The sequence below is a fragment of the Mucilaginibacter sp. P4_G9 genome (genome assembly GCF_056400985.1).
The window spans coordinates 1-20,306 of the sequence record NZ_JBFUKF010000058.1 but is presented as its reverse complement, the minus strand read 5'-3'; the positions used below and the strand labels follow the sequence as shown (position 1 = coordinate 20,306).

Sequence of the window (20,306 nt, the reverse complement as noted above, 5' to 3'; positions counted from 1 at the left end):
CTTAATTCATCTCATATAACTATACATTACTACACAAAAATTCACACTTTTGCACTTCAACTTTGTTTTCGATATTACAATTATAATATACTATGACAGCTACCGAAATACGCCAGGCTTTTCTTGATTTTTTTGTTTCCAAGGGACATATCATCGTTCCTTCTGCTCCAATTGTAATAAAAAACGACCCAACCCTGATGTTCACCAACGCTGGGATGAACCAGTTTAAAGATATATTTTTGGGCGAAGCACCTGCAAAAGCATCCCGCGTTGCCGATACCCAACGCTGCCTGCGCGTAAGTGGTAAGCATAACGACCTGGAGGAAGTAGGCATTGATACCTATCACCATACCATGTTCGAGATGCTGGGTAACTGGAGCTTTGGCGATTACTTTAAAAAAGAAGCCATTGCCTGGAGCTGGGAGCTGTTGACCGAAGTTTATAAATTACCTAAAGACCGCCTGTATGTTACCTATTTTAAAGGTGACGAAAAGGATGGCCTTGAAAAAGATACCGAAACTTACGACCTGTGGAAAGCCCTGGTTGCCGAAGATCATATTCTCCCCGGAAACAAAAAGGACAACTTCTGGGAAATGGGCGAAACCGGGCCCTGCGGCCCGTGTTCCGAAATCCACTACGATAGCCGCCCCGATAGCGAGCGTGCTGAAGTGAGCGGAGTAATCCTTGTAAATGCCGACCATGACCAGGTGATTGAGATCTGGAACAATGTATTTATGCAGTTTAACCGCTTAAAAGGCGGTGCATTGCAGCCATTGCCTGCCAAACACGTAGATACAGGTATGGGTTTTGAGCGTTTGGTACGCGTGCTGCAGGGCAAAACATCAAACTATGATAGCGACATTTTTCAGCCGATGATCCAGTTCATTGCTGAAAAGAGCGGCAAAACCTACAACAGCGCAACCAAGCCCGGCGATGCCGGCTGGAACGAAGCCGTTGCCATGCGCGTATTAGCCGACCATATTCGCGCCATCAGCTTTGCCATTGCCGATGGGCAGCTGCCGGCAAGTAATAAAGCAGGTTATGTTATCCGCAGGATTTTACGCCGTGCTGTGCGTTACAGCTATCAAACATTAGAGTTTAAAGAGCCTTTCTTTAACCAGTTGGTGCCTTTGTTGGCTAACCAGTTTAAAGGGGTGTTTGATAATTTGTATAGTCAAAAGGATTTTGTGCAGAAAGTGATTTTGGAGGAGGAGATTTCTTTCTTGAGAACACTAGCAGCAGGTATAAAGATTTTCAAAGAATATACAACCATGGTTGGGAAAACAGACAAGGATCAGAAAGTCTTTGTTATTTTCGACAAAAATATTAAACATGGTACCAGTGGGCAAGACGATAATTTTGATGAATTGATGTCCAAAACTATACCCGGAAAGATAGCTTTTGAATTATCGGATACTTATGGTTTCCCAATCGATTTAACCGAGTTAATGGCTCGTGAAATAGGTTGGACTGTAAATATGGAAGCCTATGAAGCTGCTCTTCAAGAACAAAAAACGCGTTCCCGCTCCGCCGGAGCCATTGATACCGGCGACTGGATCATCCTAAAAGAAGACGAAACCTCCATCTTCACCGGCTACGATGAAACAGAAACTGTTGCCCATGTGGTGAAATACCGCAAGGTAACGGCTAAGGGTAAAGAGCAATACCAGATTGTGCTTGATAAAACACCTTTCTACGCCGAGAGCGGTGGCCAGGTAGGGGATAAGGGCGAACTTGTTTTCCCTGATGGCGAGATTGTTTTGGTAACCGATACCAGGAAAGAGAACGGCCTTACGGTTCATTATGTAGATGAACTGCCCGAGGATATCGACGATGCTTTAACTGCTATTGTTGATCCTGCTTTACGGGGACAAACCAATGCCAACCACTCGGCTACGCACCTGCTGCATGCCGCATTGAAACAGGTTTTGGGCAGTCACGTTAATCAAAAAGGCTCACTGGTAAACAGCGATTACCTGCGTTTTGATTTTTCGCACTTTGCCAAAGTTACCGATGAGGAACTGGGGCAGATAGAAGCTATCGTGAACCAAAAGGTGCGCCAGAACATCCCGCTGAAAGAAGAACGCAGCGTATTATATGCCGAGGCCATCACCAGTGGTGTAACGGCCCTGTTTGGCGAAAAATATGGCGAGTATGTACGTGTAATTACCTTCGAAGATGAATTTAGCAAGGAGCTTTGCGGCGGCACGCACGTACAGGCTACCGGGCAAATAGGTTTCTTCAAAATTATTACCGAAAGCGCTGTAGCCGCCGGGGTTCGCCGTATTGAGGCTATTACGGGGGTAGCTGCCGAGGTTTATATCACCACCCAAAGCCTCCTGATTAACCAGCTGAAGGATCTGCTTAAAAATCCAAAAGATCTGTCAAAAAGCGTGGAAAGCCTACTGGATGAAAACAGCAAGCTGAAAAAGGAGATCGAGAAATCTATCCTTGAAAAATCATCGGGCTTAAAAAATGAGCTGGCTCAAAAAGCCGAAGCTATAAATGGCGTCAACTTTATAGCTCAAAAAGTGGCTTTGCCAAACGCCGAGGCCGTTAAAAACCTGGCTTACCAGTTAAAAGATATCGTACCCAACCTGTTCCTGGTGCTTGCTGCCGATTTCGACGGCAAACCAAGCATCACCGTAATGATTGCCGAAAACCTGGTAAAGGAAAAAGGCCTGCATGCCGGTAACATCGTAAAAGAGTTAGCCAAAGAAGTAAAAGGCGGCGGCGGTGGTCAGCCATTTTTTGCAACTGCTGGCGGCAGCGATGTGAGTGGTTTGGATAATGCTTTGGCAAAGGCGAAGAGTTTTGTGGGGTAAGCTATAAAGCAAGTTCTCCACATATCACGGTTTATGACTAAGATATTAAGATAAAAAGAACCGTCATTGCGAGTGGTAAAATTTCGCGAAACTCTGAAGGGGACATGACGTTGCTAAAAGGGCTGTCATGCTGAGCCTGTCGAAGCATAGCGGGCAAAGGCCTCTCCGCGCGAGTCTTCGACAGGCTCAGACTGACAGGGCCTTTACATCTTGAAAATCGAATACGTCATAGGTAGGTACGAAGCAATCCCCGATTAGCCGGGCCACTTTGTAGAGTTTGGGCTTGCTTCGTGCCACTCAATTGGTGTTGGAACGACGTAGCTATTTCGCATCTATACAGGTTCTAACGATATTATGCAGTAATCGACAACATTGGCCCCGCTCATGGCCGCGGGAGGGCCTAGTTACTTTTCCTTGATGAAAAGTAACCAAAAATCAAGTCAGCAGAAATGCTTCTTTGCGCTCAAGGCCTTTGCCCTGCAAAACCGCCAAAACCTGGGCTGGAATTATTTTGCCCTCACCCGCATACCCTACGCATGCAAAAACTTCCTATGCCCTGCAGCCGCACAAACCCGCATAGTTTTGCCCGTTTTCGCCCGAAGCTGTTCTGCTGACACTTTGGGAAAAATGAAAGCTTTTGATTCCTAAAATCCTAAAAATCACGGTTCAAACAAATGCGTTAGGGATAGAAGCGGATACCGGCCCGGGTTTGAGGCCTTGTGTAGTAGCGCATAGCCCGACCGCCAATCGGCGGTAACGTCCCCCCCAAATAATTTAACTACAAACATTTACAACACCCTATAAACAAAAAAAGACCACCTAATGGCAGTCTTTTTATTATAGCGTGTATATGCTTAGTGTTTGTCGTGTCCTTTATGCTGGCCGTTATTGGCCTTGTGCTGTGCAGCACGGGCATGCTGCGGCCTGGCGTGTACAACACGGGTATGGTTTACAACCCTTGTACGGGTAATTGCTCTTGGTTTGGCATGCACAGCGGTACGGTTTACTACCCTGGTGTGGTAATGATCGCGGACAATTACGTTGCGTACGCCCTTGTAACGTGCATAGCGGGTACGGTCAACATTATAATAAGTGTATGCCCTGGGCCTGTTAACAGCTACTTTATAGCCGCTGCGGATGTCATAACTGGCGTAGCGGGGCGGTAAAGCTGGTCTGAATACCCATTGGCCGCCATCAAGGTAAACATATTGGTGTGTTGGCACATAGTAATAACTTTCTACATCGGGCAGATAGTAGTAATTCACGCCTGTATATGCTGGCGGTGGGTTCCATGCCCCAATTTGTACGCTTACGTTAACCTGTGCTTTTGTTTCGGTTGTTGATGCTGCAAGGGTAATAACACCTGCAAGTAATCCTAAAATTATTTTTTTCATAGTATCTTCTAAACTATATAGCACTATCCAATTATTGTGCCGTGTTACAGGTAGACCCCGGCGGGCGTTAAAGGTTTAATGAGTAAAAGTTTAAGGGCTATCCATGAGGTGTTTGCTGAAATCTTTTTTGTCATCCTGAACGATAGTAAAGGATCTACTCTCCGCTATGCTTCTTCGCTCTGTACAGTGCGAATATATTTAGGTGCTCAAATGTTTCGTTTTAACTGAGTAGCATTGGCCCCGCTCATGGCCGCGGGAGGGCCTAGTTACTTTTCCTTGATGAAAAGTAACCAAAAATCAAGTCAGCAGAAATGCTTCTTTGYGCTCGGGGCCTTTACCCTGCAAAACGGGCAAAACCTGGGCTGGAATTATTTTGCCCTTGCCCGCATACCCTAAACATGCAAAAACTTCCTATGCCCTGCAGCCGCACAGCCCGGCATTGTTTTGCCCGTTTTCACCCGAAGCTGTTCTGCTGACACTTTGGGGAAAATGAATGCTTTGGATAGAACGAGCAGCTAAAATTCTATCAATTCTTTAATTCTCAAAATTCCGGTTCAGACAAATTTACGTTAGGGATAGTAGTGGATACCGTCCGCCAGTTGGCGGATTAAGGCCTGTGTAGTATGAACGAATAGCCCGGGCCGCAGGTAACGCCCAAAAAATGAAAGATTTTTGGAATAAGGAAAAAGGATTTTATGCAACATGCAAAGCACAATTCTCCACTCACGGCTCACAACTCACTATTCACAATACCCTACCAACCACATCTGCAATATATTTTTTCTACTTGTTTAAAAGCCAAAACCTATCTACACTGTATTAACTTTTATATATTTGACATTCAATCAGCAAATCACAGCTGAATTTATTTTTATGACAGTTTTCGCAAACGGGATAAGTGAAAAGTACGAATTGGTTGTTGGCCTTGAAGTGCATGCCCAGTTATCCACTTTAAGTAAGGTGTTTTCGCCTGATTCTGCTGCTTTTGGTGCCGAACCTAATCACCACATCAGTGCCATTTCGCTTGGCCATCCAGGTACTTTGCCTTTTTTGAATAAAAGAGCGGTTGAGTACGCGGTAAAAATGGGCCTGGCCTGCAACTGCACCATCAACCTGAATAATAGCTTTGCCCGTAAAAATTATTTTTATGCCGATTTGCCTAAGGGCTACCAGATAACGCAGGATCATGCCCCGGTTTGCCTTGGCGGACACGTGCCTGTAAAGCTTGCCGATGGTACGCAAAAAAATATCGCTATTCACCACATCCACATGGAAGAGGATGCCGGTAAAAGTATGCACGATCAGCACCATGCCGATTCACTTATCGACCTGAACCGCGCCGGCGTACCCCTGCTGGAAATTGTAACTCAGCCCGATATGCGCAGCGCCGAAGAGGCCGGCCAGTTTTTAACCGAAACCCGTAAAATACTGCGTTACCTTGATATTTGCGATGGTAATATGGAAGAAGGCAGCATGCGCTGCGATGCCAATATATCTGTAAGATTAAAAGGCGCCACCGAATATGGTAACCGCTGCGAGGTGAAAAATCTTAACTCCATCCGTAACGTACAACGGGCCATTGAGCACGAGTTTGCCCGCCAGGTGGAAGTTATAGAAAATGGCGGCCATATTGATCAAAACACACTTAACTTTAATGCCGATACAGGCGAAACATCGGTACTGCGGTCTAAAGAAATGGCTAACGATTACCGCTATTTCCCGGAACCCGACCTGATGCCACTAATGCTTGACAAGCAGTATGTAGATAAAATACATGCCAGCCTGCCCGAATTACCCAACCAGCTTTACCATAAATATGTTGAGCAATTGGGGCTTTCGGCCTATGACGCATCTGTAATAACTGCCGATAGGGACGTAGCCCATTATTTTGAAGAACTGATAAAACTAACCGATCATTATAAAGCAGCGGCCAACTGGCTGATGGGGGCCGTAAAATCATACCTGAATGATCATGGTGTAGCTATTGGTAACTTTGCTGTTACCCCGGCTGGCCTGGCCGGACTTATCAAACTAATTGACGCAGGCGTGATAAATAATTCTGTAGCTTCGCACAAGTTATTCCCTGCCATGATCAAAGAACCGGGCAAAAAAGCCGGGGACCTGGCCAAAGAGCTTAACCTTTTGATCAGCGCCGATAATGACGATGTAAGCGAATTTATTAAAGCGGCTATCGCCAAATTCCCTGATAAGGTAAAGGAATATCAAAAAGGGAAAAAAGGTGTTTTAGGCCTGTTTATGGGCGAGATCATGAAACTCTCGAAAGGGAAGATCGATCCGCAGAAAACAAACCAGTTATTGATCAAGGAATTAGAATCAAAATAGAATGAAGTTAAAGAGTTTAGCAGTTTACAGTTTGCTGCTTTCAAGCGCGTTTATTTATTCATGTAAAGATAGTTCGCAGTTTACTATAAATGGTACCATTAAAAATCCGGGCAGCTTAAAGCTGGTGTATTTAATAGAAGCCGATAGTACCCAGGTACGGGTTGTTGACTCTACCACCCTGGGCGAAAAAGGCAAATTTCAGTTTAAACATGTGGCCCCTTATGCCAACCTGTATAAATTAAGAATTGGCAGCGCGGGCGGTGGCGAGCAATCTGCCGGGGCCAATAACGTGTACGACCTGATTGCCAAAAACGGCGATGATATTGAATTTGAAACCGACAATAACGATAACACCCATACTTACAGCATTAAAGGTTCTGACGACTCTGAAAAAATAAAGGAGTTCAACAAGATTAGTAACTTTTATGGCGAAAAGAACTCGAAACTGGTTGCCGAATACCAGGATAAAACACAAAAACTTGGCAAACAGTCGGATTCGTTGCTGAAGGTATACATGCCTACATTCCAGAAAAACCTGGCCGATTACGGTACCGCCGTTTTAAAATTTGTGAATGATAACAAAACCTCGTTAGCTGGTTTTTATGCGGCAACATCATTGGATGTGTACAAATTTGAACCGCAGCTGGTTGCTTATGCCGATGATATTAAAGCGAATTTTAAGGATAACCCCGGTGTGCAAACCTTTGTAAGGCAGATGGAAAAAATTAAACCTGTTTCCATTGGCCATAAAGCGCCCGATTTTACAACTACCGGTATTGATGGTAAGGAAATTAAACTGGCCGATTATAAGGGCAAATACGTAATGATTGACTTTTGGGCCTCATGGTGTATGCCTTGCAGGCAGGAAAACCCTAACGTGGTAAAGCAATATGCCGCTTTCAATTCAAAGGGCTTTAATATATTAGGTGTATCGCTCGATAAAGAAAAAGCTGCATGGCAAAAAGCTATAAATGATGATAAGCTTACGTGGGCGCATGGGTCTGATTTGAATGGTTTTGAGGGCCCAACAGAAACACTTTATCATATAGAGGCTATCCCATCAAATTTCATCATCGATCCGCAGGGAAACATCGTTGCAAAAAATATTACGGGGGCCGATCTGGAAGCTTTTTTAAACAAAACGTTCAATAAGGTTCAATAAAACGTTAACATAACGTAACCTTTAACAATTTGTTAATATTGTGGTAACTTTAAGCTTTTGTAAAGTGTATACTTTTATACAAAAAAATTAACGCATCATGAGCAGCTCTCCAAAACAGAAAATTCTTATTGTTGATGATGAACCGGATATTTTAGAGTTGATAGAATACAACCTTAAAAAAGAAGGCTACCAGGTGTTTTTGGCCCGCAACGGTCAGGAAGCCGTAGCCGAGGCCAAGAAATCACTACCTGATCTTATTGTACTTGACATTATGATGCCCAAGATGGACGGCATCGAGGCCTGCCGCATTATGCGTACCATGCCTGAATTTAAAAATACCTTTATGGTGTTTTTAACTGCCCGCAGTGAAGAATACTCGGAAATTGCAGGCTTTAACGTGGGCGCCGATGATTATATAGCCAAACCAATTAAGCCACGTGCCCTGGTAAGCCGTATAAACGCCATATTGCGCCGCAATGCTCCTGCCGAAGAAGCACCAGATAACAAACTGGAAATAGGCGATTTGGTAATTGACCGCGAAGCCTACCTGGTGTACCAAAAGGGTGTTAAGGTAGTATTAGCCAAAAAAGAATTTGAACTATTATACCTGCTGGCCTCAAAACCGGGCAAGGTATACACCCGCGAAGTGATCCTGAAAAACATATGGGAAGACTCGGTAGTGGTAACCAACCGTACCATTGATGTGCACATCCGCAAACTGCGTGAAAAACTGGGCGACGACTGTGTAGCTACCGTAAAAGGTGTAGGGTACAAGTTTGAGGCTTAGAAGCCCCCTAACCTCCGCCGGCTGGCGGAGAACTTTTTGATTAGCATATTTGAAGCCCTGATTTTTTAAAAGAAGATCGGGGCTTTGTTTTGCGTTGATGTTTTTATACGTTGGTGAAACAACTGTCCCGTTGTTATTGTGAGGTACCCACCAGAAAAATGCTGGAAAAAGCATTAATGAGATGTATGGATACCACAACCTCCTCGTGATCGTCATTGCGAGGAGGTACGACGAAGATAACCGACCGCAGGGAGCTCATTAATACCTATAAAAACAAAAATACAACATTAATAATCCCAAAATACAGATCGGATTTGCATAGTTACCCTGTAGGTTGGGGATTGCTTCGTACCTCGCAATGACGGTCTGTTTATTCATTTATTTAAAAACAGTTTCTTAGTTTAGCCCCGATGTTCCATTTCAAACAATTCAGCGTTGACCAAAGCGGCTGCGCCATGAAGGTGAATACCGATGGTGTACTGCTTGGCGTGTTGGCAGATGCTGATGCCCCTGCGTCCGTTTTAGATATAGGCACTGGCACAGGCGTAATAGCCCTGATGCTGGCCCAGCGCTTTCCCAATGCCCAAATTGACGCTGTTGAGATTGATGAAGCTGCCGCGGCAACAGCCCGGAACAATTTTAAGAACACTCCTTTTGCCGGCCGGCTTACACTTTATCCATCAGGTTTTGAGGCGTTTTTTGTTGCTTATCCCGATAGGAAGTATGATCTGATCGTTTCTAATCCACCGTTCTATATCAACTCCCTGCGATCGCCCGGCGCAAAAAAGAATTTGGCTAAACATGCGGACGGTGGTTTTTTTAAGGAATTGCTGGAAGCGGTTTCTGTGCACCTTAACAATAAAGGAGTTTGCTGTCTGGTGCTGCCGCCGGATACCGCCGGATTGATTAAAGGCCTGGCCTCGGGATTTGGACTTCATCTGCAAAAGATAATCAATGTATATTCTTTTGAAAGTGATGAAGCGCACCGCGAGATACTGTTTTTGGGATTGAGTCCACGGCAAATAGTTGTGAAAGAAAAATTTGTTATTTACAATGCTCCAAAGGTTTATAGTGAAGGCTATCAGCAAATATTAAAGGAGTTTTTGACAATTTTTTAGATTATAATATATGCTGATCTTACAAAAGATTTTCCAGTAGCACGGTAGTTTCGGCATTTGTTAATGTTAATGAAGCGGCCGTTGCGATTGTTGGGTATAAGGTACAACTAAATGTAAGCTTAATTTTCAGGCTTTCATTAGTGCCCAATCCCGCGGGTACCGGCGTTACCGATATAACATTTGCAGTGCTGCCGGTTTGCGTTCCTGTGGCGCTTGTATAAAAGTTCCCCTGGCTGTCGGTATAGGATATGGTAATAAATTTAGCATCAATGGCATTATTATCTGTTCCGAAGATAAAGGGACCCGGTTGAATAAAAGCATTAAATATGGTTGATTTCACATCGGTAGGTAAAACGTGAAACATCCCAAATTCAACTTCGAATGCTGGATTCTGGGCTTTGGCAGCTGTTATTAACGCGCTAAGACTGCCGGTAATGTCCCCTGCATTATTTGAAGTAGCAGAGCCCGATCCGGTAAACCAGCCGTTAACATCGCCGGTTACCGGCCAGTTTACAGCCTGGCCGTTTAAGGTGCCTTTTAAATAATACTCGCTGGTAGTATTAATGGGATTTGCACTGCTTAGTACGGCATCAGCCGGTAAAACATCACCATCCAATTTACAGCCGCTGATTGCCGCGGTTAAAAACAGGAAAGCAAAAATTTTGTTGCGCAAATTTCTCATATACAGGCCTTTATTTTAAATATTTATACGTACATCTAATGTAAAATAGTTTCACTGTATTTTTAACAGTTAAAACTATTTGGATCAATAATTGTATACCGGCTGTAAAGTATTTACCAGTTATCGCGAATCAAGCGAAAAACGAAAAATCGGCTATCGGCATACAGTATGTTAATCGATATGGTTTTTCTGCCTCCTGTCCCTTGTCTCTTGCATCTTGTGTCTATATTTGCCCTATGACGCGCATAGGCCTTATATCTGATACCCATAGCTTCCTGGATGATGCCGTTTTTAAACATTTTGATAACTGTGATGAAATCTGGCATGCCGGCGATTTTGGTACGCTTGAGCTTGCAGATAAGCTGGCGGCATTTAAACCGCTGAGAGGCGTTTATGGTAATATAGATGGCAAAGATATAAGAGCAGTTTACCCCGAACACCTGCGCTTTAATTGCGAAGGCGTAGACGTTTGGATAACACACATTGGCGGCTACCCCGGCAGGTATAGCCAGAATATTAAGAATGAGATATACAGCAATCCGCCAAAGCTGTTTATTACCGGGCACTCCCATATCCTGAAAGTAATGCATGATAAAAAGATAGGGTGCCTGCACCTTAACCCCGGCGCAGCCGGTAAACAAGGCTGGCATAAGGTGCGTACCCTGATGCGTTTTAATATTGATGGCGATAAGATCCAGGACCTGCAGGTTATTGAGCTGGCCGGACGATAGCGGATAACCCCGAATTTAGGGCAAAAAATGTAAAAACTTATTAAACTAAAAAAAGCTGCAATTTTTATAGATTTTTCTCGATTTTTTTAGTGTTTTTTTGAATATTCATCACACTTTTATGAAGATTATTGGTTGCTTTTTCCCAAAAGCTGAATTTTAAAAAGTTGCTTAAAGTAACCTCGCTTTAGCGTTCTCAACTTCAAAAACCGAATCGATAAGCAATGGGGTTTGTTTGCCGGCGGCGACTGCCAACTGGTCGCAACGCTCATTTTCGGGGTGGCCGTTATGGCCGCGCACCCAGGTGAATTTTACCTGGTGCAGTTTGCTTACTTCTAAGTAGCGCATCCAGAGATCTTTGTTTTTTTTACCTGCAAAACCCTTTTTTACCCAGCCCAGCAGCCATTTTTTTTCGATGGAATCGATAACGTATTTAGAGTCGGAGAAGATCATTACCTGCTGATTAGGGCTTTTTATAGATTCGAGACCTTTTATAACAGCCATCAGTTCCATACGGTTATTGGTAGTTTTGCGGAACCCTTCCGACAGCTCCTTGTAATGCTTACCCGAACGCAGTATCACCCCATACCCCCCGGGACCCGGATTGCCGCTTGATGCACCATCTGTAAAAATCTCAATCATGACGCAAATATAGTAAAGCCTCCCAAAGGGGAAATGATAGTAAATATTTTATCGTGCTGATCAAATGCTCCTCCTTCAGGGGGCTAATCTACTTTTTTCACCTTCAATCTCAATGAATTACCAATCACCACCACATCCGAGAATGCCATGGCAAAAGCGCCAACCATTGGGTTTAAAAAGCCGAAGGCGGCAACAGGGATAGCTATAATATTATAAGCAAATGCCCAAAAGAGGTTTTGCTTAATGGTAAGCAGCGTATGTTTACTGATCTGTAAAAACTTAATAACCGAATGCAGATCGGTATTAAGCAGCACCACACTGGCCGATTGGATGGCTACCTGGCTGGCATCGTTCATTGATACACCTACATCGGCTTTGGTGAGGGCGGGAGCATCGTTGATACCGTCGCCTATCATAACGGTTTTTCCTTTTTGCTTGTAGATGTCAATAACCTGGAGTTTTTCATCTGGTAATTTTTCGGCATGTACCTCGGTAATGCCAATCTGGCTGGCTAACTTCAGGCAGCGGTTCTTTTTGTCACCGCTTAAAAGTATAGGGGTTATGCCCATCTTTTTAAGTTTGGCAATCAGGGATGCTGTTTCGGGCTTTATTTCATCATCAATTGCTATCTGCGCAAGCAGCTGTTGATTTTTGTAGAGCGAAAGGTTGAAGTGATCTTTGGTATTTTGCTTGGCTGTGCCCAAAAAGTAATGATTGCCTTCTACATCTTCGGCACGCATACCTAAACCTTTTTCCTCTTTAGCTATCTTGAGGATCACCTTTTGCTGGGGTAGTTTTTTTAAACCACCAACCAATGATTTTGCAATAGGATGGTTTGATCGTTCCTCAATCGCAGTAATAATACCCCTTATGAGCTTTATATCGATATCCGGCTCTGTTTTAATCTCATTAATACTGAACTTACCGGTAGTAAGTGTTCCGGTTTTATCAAATACCACATATTTAGTGTGGGCAACGGCTTCAATGGTATCCCCGCCCTTTATGAGTATACCGCTTTTGGCAGCGCGGCCCAAACCAACCATAACGGCGGTAGGGGTAGCCAAACCCATGGCGCATGGACAGGATATTACAAGCACCGCAATAGCGTTCATAAGAGATTTTTGCATACCTGCATCACCAGCAAAATAGGTGAGCATGAAAGTAGCAAGGGCTATCAATATTACTGCCGGGACAAATATGGAGGCTACTTTATCACCCAACTTTTGCACAGGAGGTTTGGCGGCCTGCGCTTTTTTCATCAGGTCGATGATTTGCGACAGGATGGTATTTGAGCCCACTTTAGTTGCCAGCATATGGAAATTGCCGTTAAGCAGAATGGTGCCTCCTATCACCTTGTCATATTTTTCTTTTTCAACGGGGATACTTTCGCCCGTAAGCATAGCTTCATCAACGGATGCGCTGCCAGAAAGTATTTCGCCATCAACGGGAATCTTATCACCTTGGTTTACTAACAGCGTATCGCCGGGCCGAACTTCCCGGGCGCTTATTACCTCCACACTGCCGTTTATAACCCGGTTTGCATTTACCTGCTGAAATTTAATAAGATCTTTTACTGCCGAAGTAGTCTGGGTTACAGAACGCTTCTCTAATACGTTGCCAAGTAGCACCAGCGTTATAATAGTGGCGCAGGTTTCATAAAACTGGTATTGCGCACCCAGGTTTTGGATAGTACCTACCAGGCTATATATAAAAGCTGAAGTTGACCCGATAAATATCAACACATCCATATTAGGGATACCTCCTTTAACCGAGCTCCATGCACTTTTACCAAAATGCAGGCAGCCTACAATAAAAACAGGCTGGCATAATAACAGCTGTACTAAAGGGTGGTGTAAAAAATGCCAGGAGAGCAACATATGGAGTAAAAGCGGCGCTGTAAATATGGCGCAGAAGATAAATTTGTTCTCCACCTTCTCGTAAAATGCAGGTGAATGTTGCCCGATATCATCAATTACTTTGAAACCCAAATTTTCTATCCCTTTGATAACTTCGGGTAATTTGGAATCGTCGCTGGTAGAGAATTTTACTTCTTCACTGGCAAAATCAACCAGTATATTTTGTAACCCTTTTTTTTCGAGGAGTTTATGGATAGACATGGCGCAATTGTTACAATGCATCCCAGTCACATTCAGTTCAATCAGTTGCTCAGCCATGGATACAAATTTAGGTATTAATTAAAATCGTTCTAAATAAAACAGGTAAACTGAATGTAATTTTAAAAAGAGTTTGCAAATAGCCCGGAGATTTCTATTTTTGCACTCTCCAAACGGTAGATGTAGCTCAGTTGGTTAGAGCATCGGTTTGTGGTACCGAGGGTCGTGGGTTCGAGCCCCATCATTTACCCAGTTCTAAAAAGCCTTTTTACAGCAGTAGAAGGGCTTTTTTTATACCCTCAGGACAGATTTTCGATAAAAATACAACAGATCAAGCCGAATTTTTATGAAAGCCCCGCCTATCTGACCAGCACAAATCATTCAAGCCATCAATACCTAACAAAAAATCTCTAACACCTCATTTAAAACAGAGGTATTAGAGATTTTTGGCAATTGATGAAATAACTTAATTGCTTTGTATTTACCTTATATTTTCACAAAACCCCATTGCTGATTTTTGCCCCCATAGTAATCATTTTGGTCTACCGCACTACCATTTCTGAATGGAACTGCGGGATCAGTCCCTAAAGTAACTTCCAGGGCTTTTCCGCTATTTACGTTGATGATTTTATAGAATCCATCGTAGGTTGGCTGAATTAACCAGTTTTGATTGGGTCCGCCTGTACCTGTATAATCCCACATATCCACGGCGCCGCCGTTAGCGACAGACCAACCCCATACCTCTAAACACTTCCCGCTAACGTGCATAGGCGTTAACAGGTAGCCGCCATTTGCTGCGGCTTGCACTTTAAATTGCTGATTTGCTCCGGCCACATAATCCCATTGATCTGCCAACGCCCCATTTGCAGTTCCCCAACCTTGGATCTCTAAAGGCTTAAAACTATACCTATTGATAATCTGGTACACACCRCCAACCTGAAATGCAGGAGATGCGCCAGTTTGTGCGCCTTGTAAAAGGGCCGCCAAATCCCGTTGATCCTTTACGGCGTAAGTCGATCTGTTGATGAGAGACCCGGTGTCCCAAAGAAATGGTAGTATCCCGTTTGCCGATGCCTGGTGCATACAAAAATTATACCAATACGCTCTGGAAGCAAGATTGAAGTTTAAAGAGTCTCCCGCAAGATTTCGGTCCATTACTGCAAATTCGCCCATTATTACCGGGATGCCATGGTCAACGAATTTTGTCTTCATCGTTTGGAAATATCCGCTAAGGGTTGATTCCTCGCCCCAGTAAGGATTGTGCGCAACATCGAAGGTGGTGTGATATCCCGCGCCCCAATAATAAAAAGCGTTACCCCATGATGCGTCCGCGTCCATCAAACAGAAGTTCCAGGGAGTGTAGTTATGGATTTCCACCATCAAACGGTTGGATGCCGGATCTGTTGGCATTGTGTTCATCAGATTGTTCGTATAAACCATATCACCTCCTTTGGGGCCTTGGATTACCAGCGTCCTGTAACTATTGTGCCCGCCGGTTGACCTCACCGCGTTGATAAAAGTTTGATGATAAGAAAGCAGAACTCTCATCCCTGTGCTATCCGTTGCGGAGTTAGGTTCGTTCGCGCTGGCAAAAATCAGGTGTTGATCAAAACCACGCATTTGTGTTGCAATTTGTTCCCAAAGTGCTTTTTGTTTGGCATTAACTGCAGCCTGGGCGGTGGTTGTGCAATTGTTCTCCAACCATCCGCCGTCATAATGTATATTTAATATCGCATACATCCCATCGTTAACACAGTATTGCACAACCTGCTGCACACGGGCAAGCCAGGCCGGGTCTATTTTTGCAGTTGTTGAATCCGGTACATGTGACCAATTCCAATTGCAAGGAATCCTTATAGCGTTAAACCCTCTTTGTTTATAGCTGTCAATGAGTGCCTGGGTAATATTGGGGTTTCCCCACGCGTTTTCGTTATATTGGGCTTCCAGGGTGTTGCCAATATTAATACCTAACGTCATATTTGCAGCAATTTGAGTTGCTGTACTTGTCATCCCGGTTTGGTCAGGTGCAAGCGGCGAAATGTTGTAATTCGGATAGCTGGTGATGGCGAACGCCTTAGCACTCGTTTTAGCAAGCGGTTTAACATCCGGAGAAGCGATTTGTGGCTTCGTGCATCTTGTCAATGCCGGGATTGCAAGAATGCATAAAAAATAACTTAAAGTTTTCTTCATAAAAAAAATGGTTAGGTTGGCGATATTTAAATCTGCCGCTATTAATAAATTGGTTAATTGCGTGTGAAAGTGTCAGACAGCCAGGTAAAACGAGGATATATTTATCATTACCTTTAAGGTTTATACAGCTATTGGTATAGGCAGTTATGTTGATAACTGCCTTTAGCCAATGGGGTATTAAAAAAAATAATRATAARGCAGTTGCCRTTCCGCATAAGGCGRAGTTTAACATTMGTTTCATTTTTCGATAGGATAAAACGGGCCTGAACCGGTTTATTTGTTTAATTGGTTAAATCTTGTTTTTCGATGCAGAAGKACAATTAATGAAAACAATGCAWTTAAAGTCAACATAATACAGCCRTTRGAAYAACGGGCATGTTTTARTTAACAATATTTGAATTGGYACCAGGTTTATTAATTGTGTAGTAAAACTACAGAAGAAATAATTGAATGATGGGGCACAAAAGTTAGAAAATAGGGCGCTMAATGTTAATTTCTCAACTGTAACTAAGGTCGTGTCGTCGCTTTTTTTAACCGGATGATCCGAATAGCCTCCTAAACGACAACCTGTAACAAGCTTTATTTCACTGTAAGCTCAGGCATGGCCCGTACCATAGCATTGGTAACTCGTTTGCTTCAGAGGTAGGTTGTTTATTTTCCGCTGATCAAATAACGGAATCGACAATTTTATATCGTTAATTGCGAATTTATCTTACTTTTATGCTACGGTAGTGTACCGGCTTGCCGAGGGCCGGATTCCTGATTTTGAAGATCTCAACTAAATTTTAATACGTTTAAAACTTTATATTGTCGTTTCAGCATTGTTTTTTGCTTACACGAACAATTTTGCGCAAAACAGCCAATACCAATTTTCACGGCTCAATACGGGCAACGGACTGTCTCACAACCAGGTTAATTGCATATTTAAAGATCCCAAAGGCTTCATGTGGTTCGGTATAGCATCGGGACTTAACCGTTACGACGGTTATACTTTTAAAGTATTCCGTGTCGGCAGCGCTTATTCGCCTTCGCCAATGGGGCTGTCGGGGCTTGGCTATAATGGTCACGTATTTTGGGATGCTGATTTATGGATGTATCCCGGCTTGCTGGTATTGCATCCCGAGATAGCCAAATCTTTTGTTGAATACCGTTATCAGCGTTTAGGTGCGGCAAAGCAAAATGCATTTGCACATGGCTATAAAGGAGCTATGTTTGCCTGGGAAAGCCCCGATAAATGTGGAGCGTTTTTTGTTTGGTGATAAAACAGTGTGCATATTTGGGCAACAGCAACAGGGCGGAAACATCCGTTTGTAATTTCCATAAATTGCCATCATGAAAAAGACAAAACTTTCTGAATCAGATTTGCCGGCGCCCTCAATAGCCGGACTTGAGCAGGAAAGAAGGATCTTGTTGGAACTGGGAAATGATATTACCCGGGTTCGGGACAAGAATGATCTTATCGTGCTTTTTAAAAAAAGGATCAAAGGGTTATTCTACTTTACCCATACAATTGTTACCCTGATTGACTACAAGGACGAAACATATGTCCCTTTTTTGCTGGATAATGAAGGGTCTCCGATCCGGTCGCACCCAAGATACCAGGAAATGGTGAAGTCTCATTTTTCCCTGAACGAGCCCTTTATCCAGTCGGTATTGCAGGCAGAAGAACCTGTATCTTTTCTGCTGGAAGATATAATGGACAAGCCGCAAAGCCCCGCTTTTCTCCGCGTTAATTACGAAGAAGGTGTAAGAGAAATTTTGATGACGCGGCTTATGAAAGAAGGAAAGCCCATGGGCTTTATTCATATTTATTCAGATAAACCTGGCAGTTTTAGCAACGAATTTCGGAGCATTATTAAAGGTATTATACCCCAGTTGTCGAGTGCTGTATCCAATATTATTAAAAATGAGGAGCTGCTTGACAAGGAAAAAGAAAAATCATTCCTTCTTGACTTTAGCAGCGATATCGTAACCGTAAGGACGAAGGAAGAGTTGGCCGGCGCCRTCCGCACCGCATTAAGCAAATTAAATCCACCGGGTGGCTTTGTCATTCGTCGGATCAATGAAGACCAAACGACAATGAGCCCTTATGTGTACGATCTTCAAAAGGCACAAGATCCCAAAATAGTGAGTGCGCTTGAGAAGGCCAGGTACCCCATTAATGACGGACTTCAAAATCGTGTGTTAAATAGCTCAATCCCTTTATTATTTAACATAGACAGGGAAATACAACGCGGGATCACCTCAGCTTATTTACAATATTGGAAGGGGATGGGGTTTAAGGACATTGTAGGTATCCGGTTGCGTAACGGGGAAACGAACCTTGGAATTTTGTTCCTCGACATCGGGGAGATTAATGTTCAGCTGTTGCAAGGTATTTGCGCTCAAATATCCATTGCTATGGCTAATATTTTGGCTCATGAGCAAATCAATAAAAAACAGGAGGAACAGGCCTTTCTGCTTAATTTCAGCAATGATATTACACAGTCGAGAACGAAGCTGGATCTGCAGAATGCTATTTTCAGGGTGTTGGATAAAACAATGCATACAAAGCTTGCCATGCTGCGGGTGATAGATGATGACGGCTTTCACCTGACCCCATTTATGTTTGACGGTACGTTGTTTGATAAAGCCCAAACATCTTACGGTAAGAGCTTAGCCAACCGGGTCACCATTGAAGAAACATACACGGCGCAGGTGCTTGCAAGTGAGGATGGATTGGTGTTTAACGTGGAAGAAGAATTAAAAACCGGTAATACATACGCAAAGCTGTGGAAAACAACCGGCCTAAGAAATATGTACGCCCTGCCATTACGTGTGGGCGACAAAAACATAGGCACCATCTGGCTGCTGGCAAACCGGCTAAGCCAGTTGCTGCTGAAAGGGATATGTGCTCAAATATCTGTTGCTGTTGCCAATATACAGGCTAACGAAAAATTGCTGGCCTACAAAAAGCAGCTGGAAGTAGAAAATGATTATCTGAAAGAGCAGATCAAAACCATTTACAACTTCTCGGAAATAATTGGCAGCGGCGACCAAATGCAAAAAGTATATCGCTTGATGTCATTGGTAACGGATTCTAATACCACCGTGCTGGTATCTGGCGAAACCGGCACCGGAAAGGAATTAATCGCAAGAGGTATTCACAATGCGTCTCCGCGCGGAGACAAACTGATGGTAAAAGTTAATTGCGCTGCATTGCCGGCAAATCTTATCGAAAGTGAATTGTTTGGTCATGAAAGGGGGGCTTTTACAGGGGCCACCGACCGACGCATAGGTAAATTTGAACTGGCTAACAATAGCACGCTGTTTCTGGATGAAGTTGGCGAACTGCCACTTGAAGCACAAGCCAAGTTGTTACGCGTAATACAAGAGCGCGAACTGGAACGAATTGGTGGTAAACAGACCATAAAGATAGATGTAAGGCTGATTGTAGCAACCAACCGCAACCTGGAAGAAGAGGTAAAGGCGAACCGCTTTCGCCCGGATCTGTATTTTCGGCTAAATGTATTTCCTATCAACCTGCCTCCTCTTCGTGACAGGCCGGAGGACATTGAACCGCTCGCTCATTTTTTTGTACAAAAACACAGTAGAAGTACCGGCCGCAAGATCAGGAAAATTGCGCCAACTGTAATACAGCAATTACGCAGCTATACCTGGCCGGGTAATGTGCGGGAATTGGAGCATTTACTGGAACGCAGCATATTATTAACAACCGACGGTGTTTTGCAAGATGTATATATTCCCAGGAATATGAATACCGAAAAGCAAGACGAGGTGCATCTCTTAAACCGGTCGTTGGAGGAAGTTGAACGTAGTTATATTATTGAAGCATTGAAACGATGTGCCGGCAAAATTTCAGGTGCAGGCGGTGCTGCCGAGATTTTGAAAATTCCCGGAAATACTTTACACTCCAAAATGAAAAAGTTAGGCATCAGCAAGAGCGATTATTTTGCCTGATAAATTCTTAGAAGCTGTTTAAATTTGATTTATTAAGTGTTCCATTTGAGCGCAGTGGAACACCCCGAACGCTTTGGAACGCATTGCGACTGATTATCAACAACTTAAGCTTTTTAAAAACCAACAAAGAGCGGAACACTTATGCGGCTGATAATCAACATTATAAATCCAAATATTAACTTACGATTAAAATTGAGCTAACGAACTGTAGTTCGATATCTGAATTTATCTCGCGCAAAGACGCTAAGACGCAAAGTGATTTACTTCTTTTTTCTTTGTTGGTTAATTTCTATATAGTGTTCCTGTCTTCACTATAAATACACTTTTTTGAAGAAAAATCAATTTATATCGGGATATATAG

14 protein-coding genes and 1 tRNA gene are annotated in these 20,306 nt (G+C 43.4%); 10 read left to right on the top strand and 5 right to left on the bottom strand.

The annotated features are described in order from the left end of the window. The first annotated feature begins 92 nt into the window (after nt 1-92). The gene (gene alaS / locus AC1DPZ_RS07905) at nt 93-2,825 is read left to right on the top strand and encodes an alanine--tRNA ligase (protein WP_477402440.1); all 2,733 of its coding nucleotides are present in this window, start codon (nt 93-95) and stop codon (nt 2,823-2,825) included. Nucleotides 2,826-3,242: 417 nt separating this feature from the next. Beyond that, on the top strand, nt 3,243-3,473 hold the full coding sequence (locus tag AC1DPZ_RS07900) for a hypothetical protein (protein ID WP_477402439.1): 231 nt from the start codon (nt 3,243-3,245) through the stop codon (nt 3,471-3,473). Between the two features lie 206 nt (nt 3,474-3,679). Here AC1DPZ_RS07900 and AC1DPZ_RS07895 read toward each other — a convergent pair whose 3' ends face one another. Beyond that, nucleotides 3,680-4,219: a hypothetical protein gene (locus AC1DPZ_RS07895; RefSeq protein WP_477402438.1), complete on the bottom strand. Its 540-nt coding sequence runs from the start codon at nt 4,217-4,219 to the stop codon at nt 3,680-3,682. An 873-nt stretch (nt 4,220-5,092) separates the two neighbouring features. Between AC1DPZ_RS07895 and gatB the strand changes: the two genes are divergently transcribed. The 4 genes from gatB (at nt 5,093) to AC1DPZ_RS07875 (ending at nt 9,629) form a co-directional block, all read left to right on the top strand. After that, nucleotides 5,093-6,562, top strand: a complete 1,470-nt coding sequence (gene gatB, locus AC1DPZ_RS07890; RefSeq protein WP_477402437.1) for an Asp-tRNA(Asn)/Glu-tRNA(Gln) amidotransferase subunit GatB — start codon at nt 5,093-5,095, stop codon at nt 6,560-6,562. Between the two features lies 1 nt (nt 6,563). Next, complete coding sequence (locus AC1DPZ_RS07885) at nt 6,564-7,724, top strand: redoxin domain-containing protein (RefSeq protein ID WP_477402436.1); 1,161 nt, start codon at nt 6,564-6,566, stop codon at nt 7,722-7,724. 97 nt (nt 7,725-7,821) lie between these two features. Continuing rightward, nucleotides 7,822-8,511, top strand: coding sequence for a response regulator transcription factor (locus AC1DPZ_RS07880; RefSeq protein WP_184542371.1), 690 nt, complete (start codon nt 7,822-7,824; stop codon nt 8,509-8,511). Nucleotides 8,512-8,921: 410 nt separating this feature from the next. Then, nucleotides 8,922-9,629, top strand: a complete 708-nt coding sequence (locus AC1DPZ_RS07875; protein WP_477402435.1) for a tRNA1(Val) (adenine(37)-N6)-methyltransferase — start codon at nt 8,922-8,924, stop codon at nt 9,627-9,629. 19 nt (nt 9,630-9,648) lie between these two features. Here the strand turns inward: AC1DPZ_RS07875 and AC1DPZ_RS07870 are convergent, their stop codons facing one another. Next, the gene (locus AC1DPZ_RS07870) at nt 9,649-10,311 is read right to left on the bottom strand and encodes a hypothetical protein (protein WP_477402434.1); all 663 of its coding nucleotides are present in this window, start codon (nt 10,309-10,311) and stop codon (nt 9,649-9,651) included. 236 nt (nt 10,312-10,547) lie between these two features. Here AC1DPZ_RS07870 and AC1DPZ_RS07865 point away from each other — a divergent pair, with 236 nt between their 5' ends. Further along, nucleotides 10,548-11,042: a metallophosphoesterase family protein gene (locus tag AC1DPZ_RS07865; protein ID WP_477402433.1), complete on the top strand. Its 495-nt coding sequence runs from the start codon at nt 10,548-10,550 to the stop codon at nt 11,040-11,042. A gap of 168 nt (nt 11,043-11,210) precedes the next feature. Here the strand turns inward: AC1DPZ_RS07865 and rnhA are convergent, their stop codons facing one another. Beyond that, entirely contained in the window at nt 11,211-11,681 is a 471-nt protein-coding gene (rnhA, locus tag AC1DPZ_RS07860) for a ribonuclease HI (RefSeq protein WP_477402432.1), read from the bottom strand. An 83-nt stretch (nt 11,682-11,764) separates the two neighbouring features. After that, nucleotides 11,765-13,855 carry a heavy metal translocating P-type ATPase gene (locus AC1DPZ_RS07855; RefSeq protein WP_477402431.1) on the bottom strand — a complete coding sequence of 697 codons (2,091 nt, stop codon included), beginning with the start codon at nt 13,853-13,855 and terminating at the stop codon, nt 11,765-11,767. A gap of 116 nt (nt 13,856-13,971) precedes the next feature. Between AC1DPZ_RS07855 and AC1DPZ_RS07850 the strand changes: the two genes are divergently transcribed. Continuing rightward, nucleotides 13,972-14,045 (top strand) — tRNA-His (locus tag AC1DPZ_RS07850). Between the two features lie 236 nt (nt 14,046-14,281). Here AC1DPZ_RS07850 and AC1DPZ_RS07845 read toward each other — a convergent pair. Continuing rightward, nucleotides 14,282-15,985, bottom strand: a complete 1,704-nt coding sequence (locus AC1DPZ_RS07845) for a cellulase family glycosylhydrolase (RefSeq protein ID WP_477402430.1) — start codon at nt 15,983-15,985, stop codon at nt 14,282-14,284. An 821-nt stretch (nt 15,986-16,806) separates the two neighbouring features. Between AC1DPZ_RS07845 and AC1DPZ_RS07840 the strand changes: the two genes are divergently transcribed. Together AC1DPZ_RS07840 and AC1DPZ_RS07835 are read left to right on the top strand one after the other, a co-directional pair. Next, nucleotides 16,807-17,244, top strand: coding sequence for a two-component regulator propeller domain-containing protein (locus tag AC1DPZ_RS07840; protein ID WP_477402429.1), 438 nt, complete (start codon nt 16,807-16,809; stop codon nt 17,242-17,244). A gap of 73 nt (nt 17,245-17,317) precedes the next feature. Next, nucleotides 17,318-19,945, top strand: a complete 2,628-nt coding sequence (locus AC1DPZ_RS07835; protein WP_477402428.1) for a sigma-54-dependent Fis family transcriptional regulator — start codon at nt 17,318-17,320, stop codon at nt 19,943-19,945. The last annotated feature ends 361 nt before the right edge of the window (nt 19,946-20,306 follow it).

Bases quoted from the DNA above. Each gene is read 5' to 3' on its own strand.
- alaS (WP_477402440.1), top strand. From the start codon at position 93: ATGACAGCTACCGAAATACGCCAGGCTTTTCTTGATTTTTTTGTTTCC.
- AC1DPZ_RS07900 (WP_477402439.1), top strand. From the start codon at position 3,243: ATGAAAAGTAACCAAAAATCAAGTCAGCAGAAATGCTTCTTTGCGCTC.
- AC1DPZ_RS07895 (WP_477402438.1), bottom strand. From the start codon at position 4,219: ATGAAAAAAATAATTTTAGGATTACTTGCAGGTGTTATTACCCTTGCA.
- gatB (WP_477402437.1), top strand. From the start codon at position 5,093: ATGACAGTTTTCGCAAACGGGATAAGTGAAAAGTACGAATTGGTTGTT.
- AC1DPZ_RS07885 (WP_477402436.1), top strand. From the start codon at position 6,564: ATGAAGTTAAAGAGTTTAGCAGTTTACAGTTTGCTGCTTTCAAGCGCG.
- AC1DPZ_RS07880 (WP_184542371.1), top strand. From the start codon at position 7,822: ATGAGCAGCTCTCCAAAACAGAAAATTCTTATTGTTGATGATGAACCG.
- AC1DPZ_RS07875 (WP_477402435.1), top strand. From the start codon at position 8,922: ATGTTCCATTTCAAACAATTCAGCGTTGACCAAAGCGGCTGCGCCATG.
- AC1DPZ_RS07870 (WP_477402434.1), bottom strand. From the start codon at position 10,311: ATGAGAAATTTGCGCAACAAAATTTTTGCTTTCCTGTTTTTAACCGCG.
- AC1DPZ_RS07865 (WP_477402433.1), top strand. From the start codon at position 10,548: ATGACGCGCATAGGCCTTATATCTGATACCCATAGCTTCCTGGATGAT.
- rnhA (WP_477402432.1), bottom strand. From the start codon at position 11,681: ATGATTGAGATTTTTACAGATGGTGCATCAAGCGGCAATCCGGGTCCC.
- AC1DPZ_RS07855 (WP_477402431.1), bottom strand. From the start codon at position 13,855: ATGGCTGAGCAACTGATTGAACTGAATGTGACTGGGATGCATTGTAAC.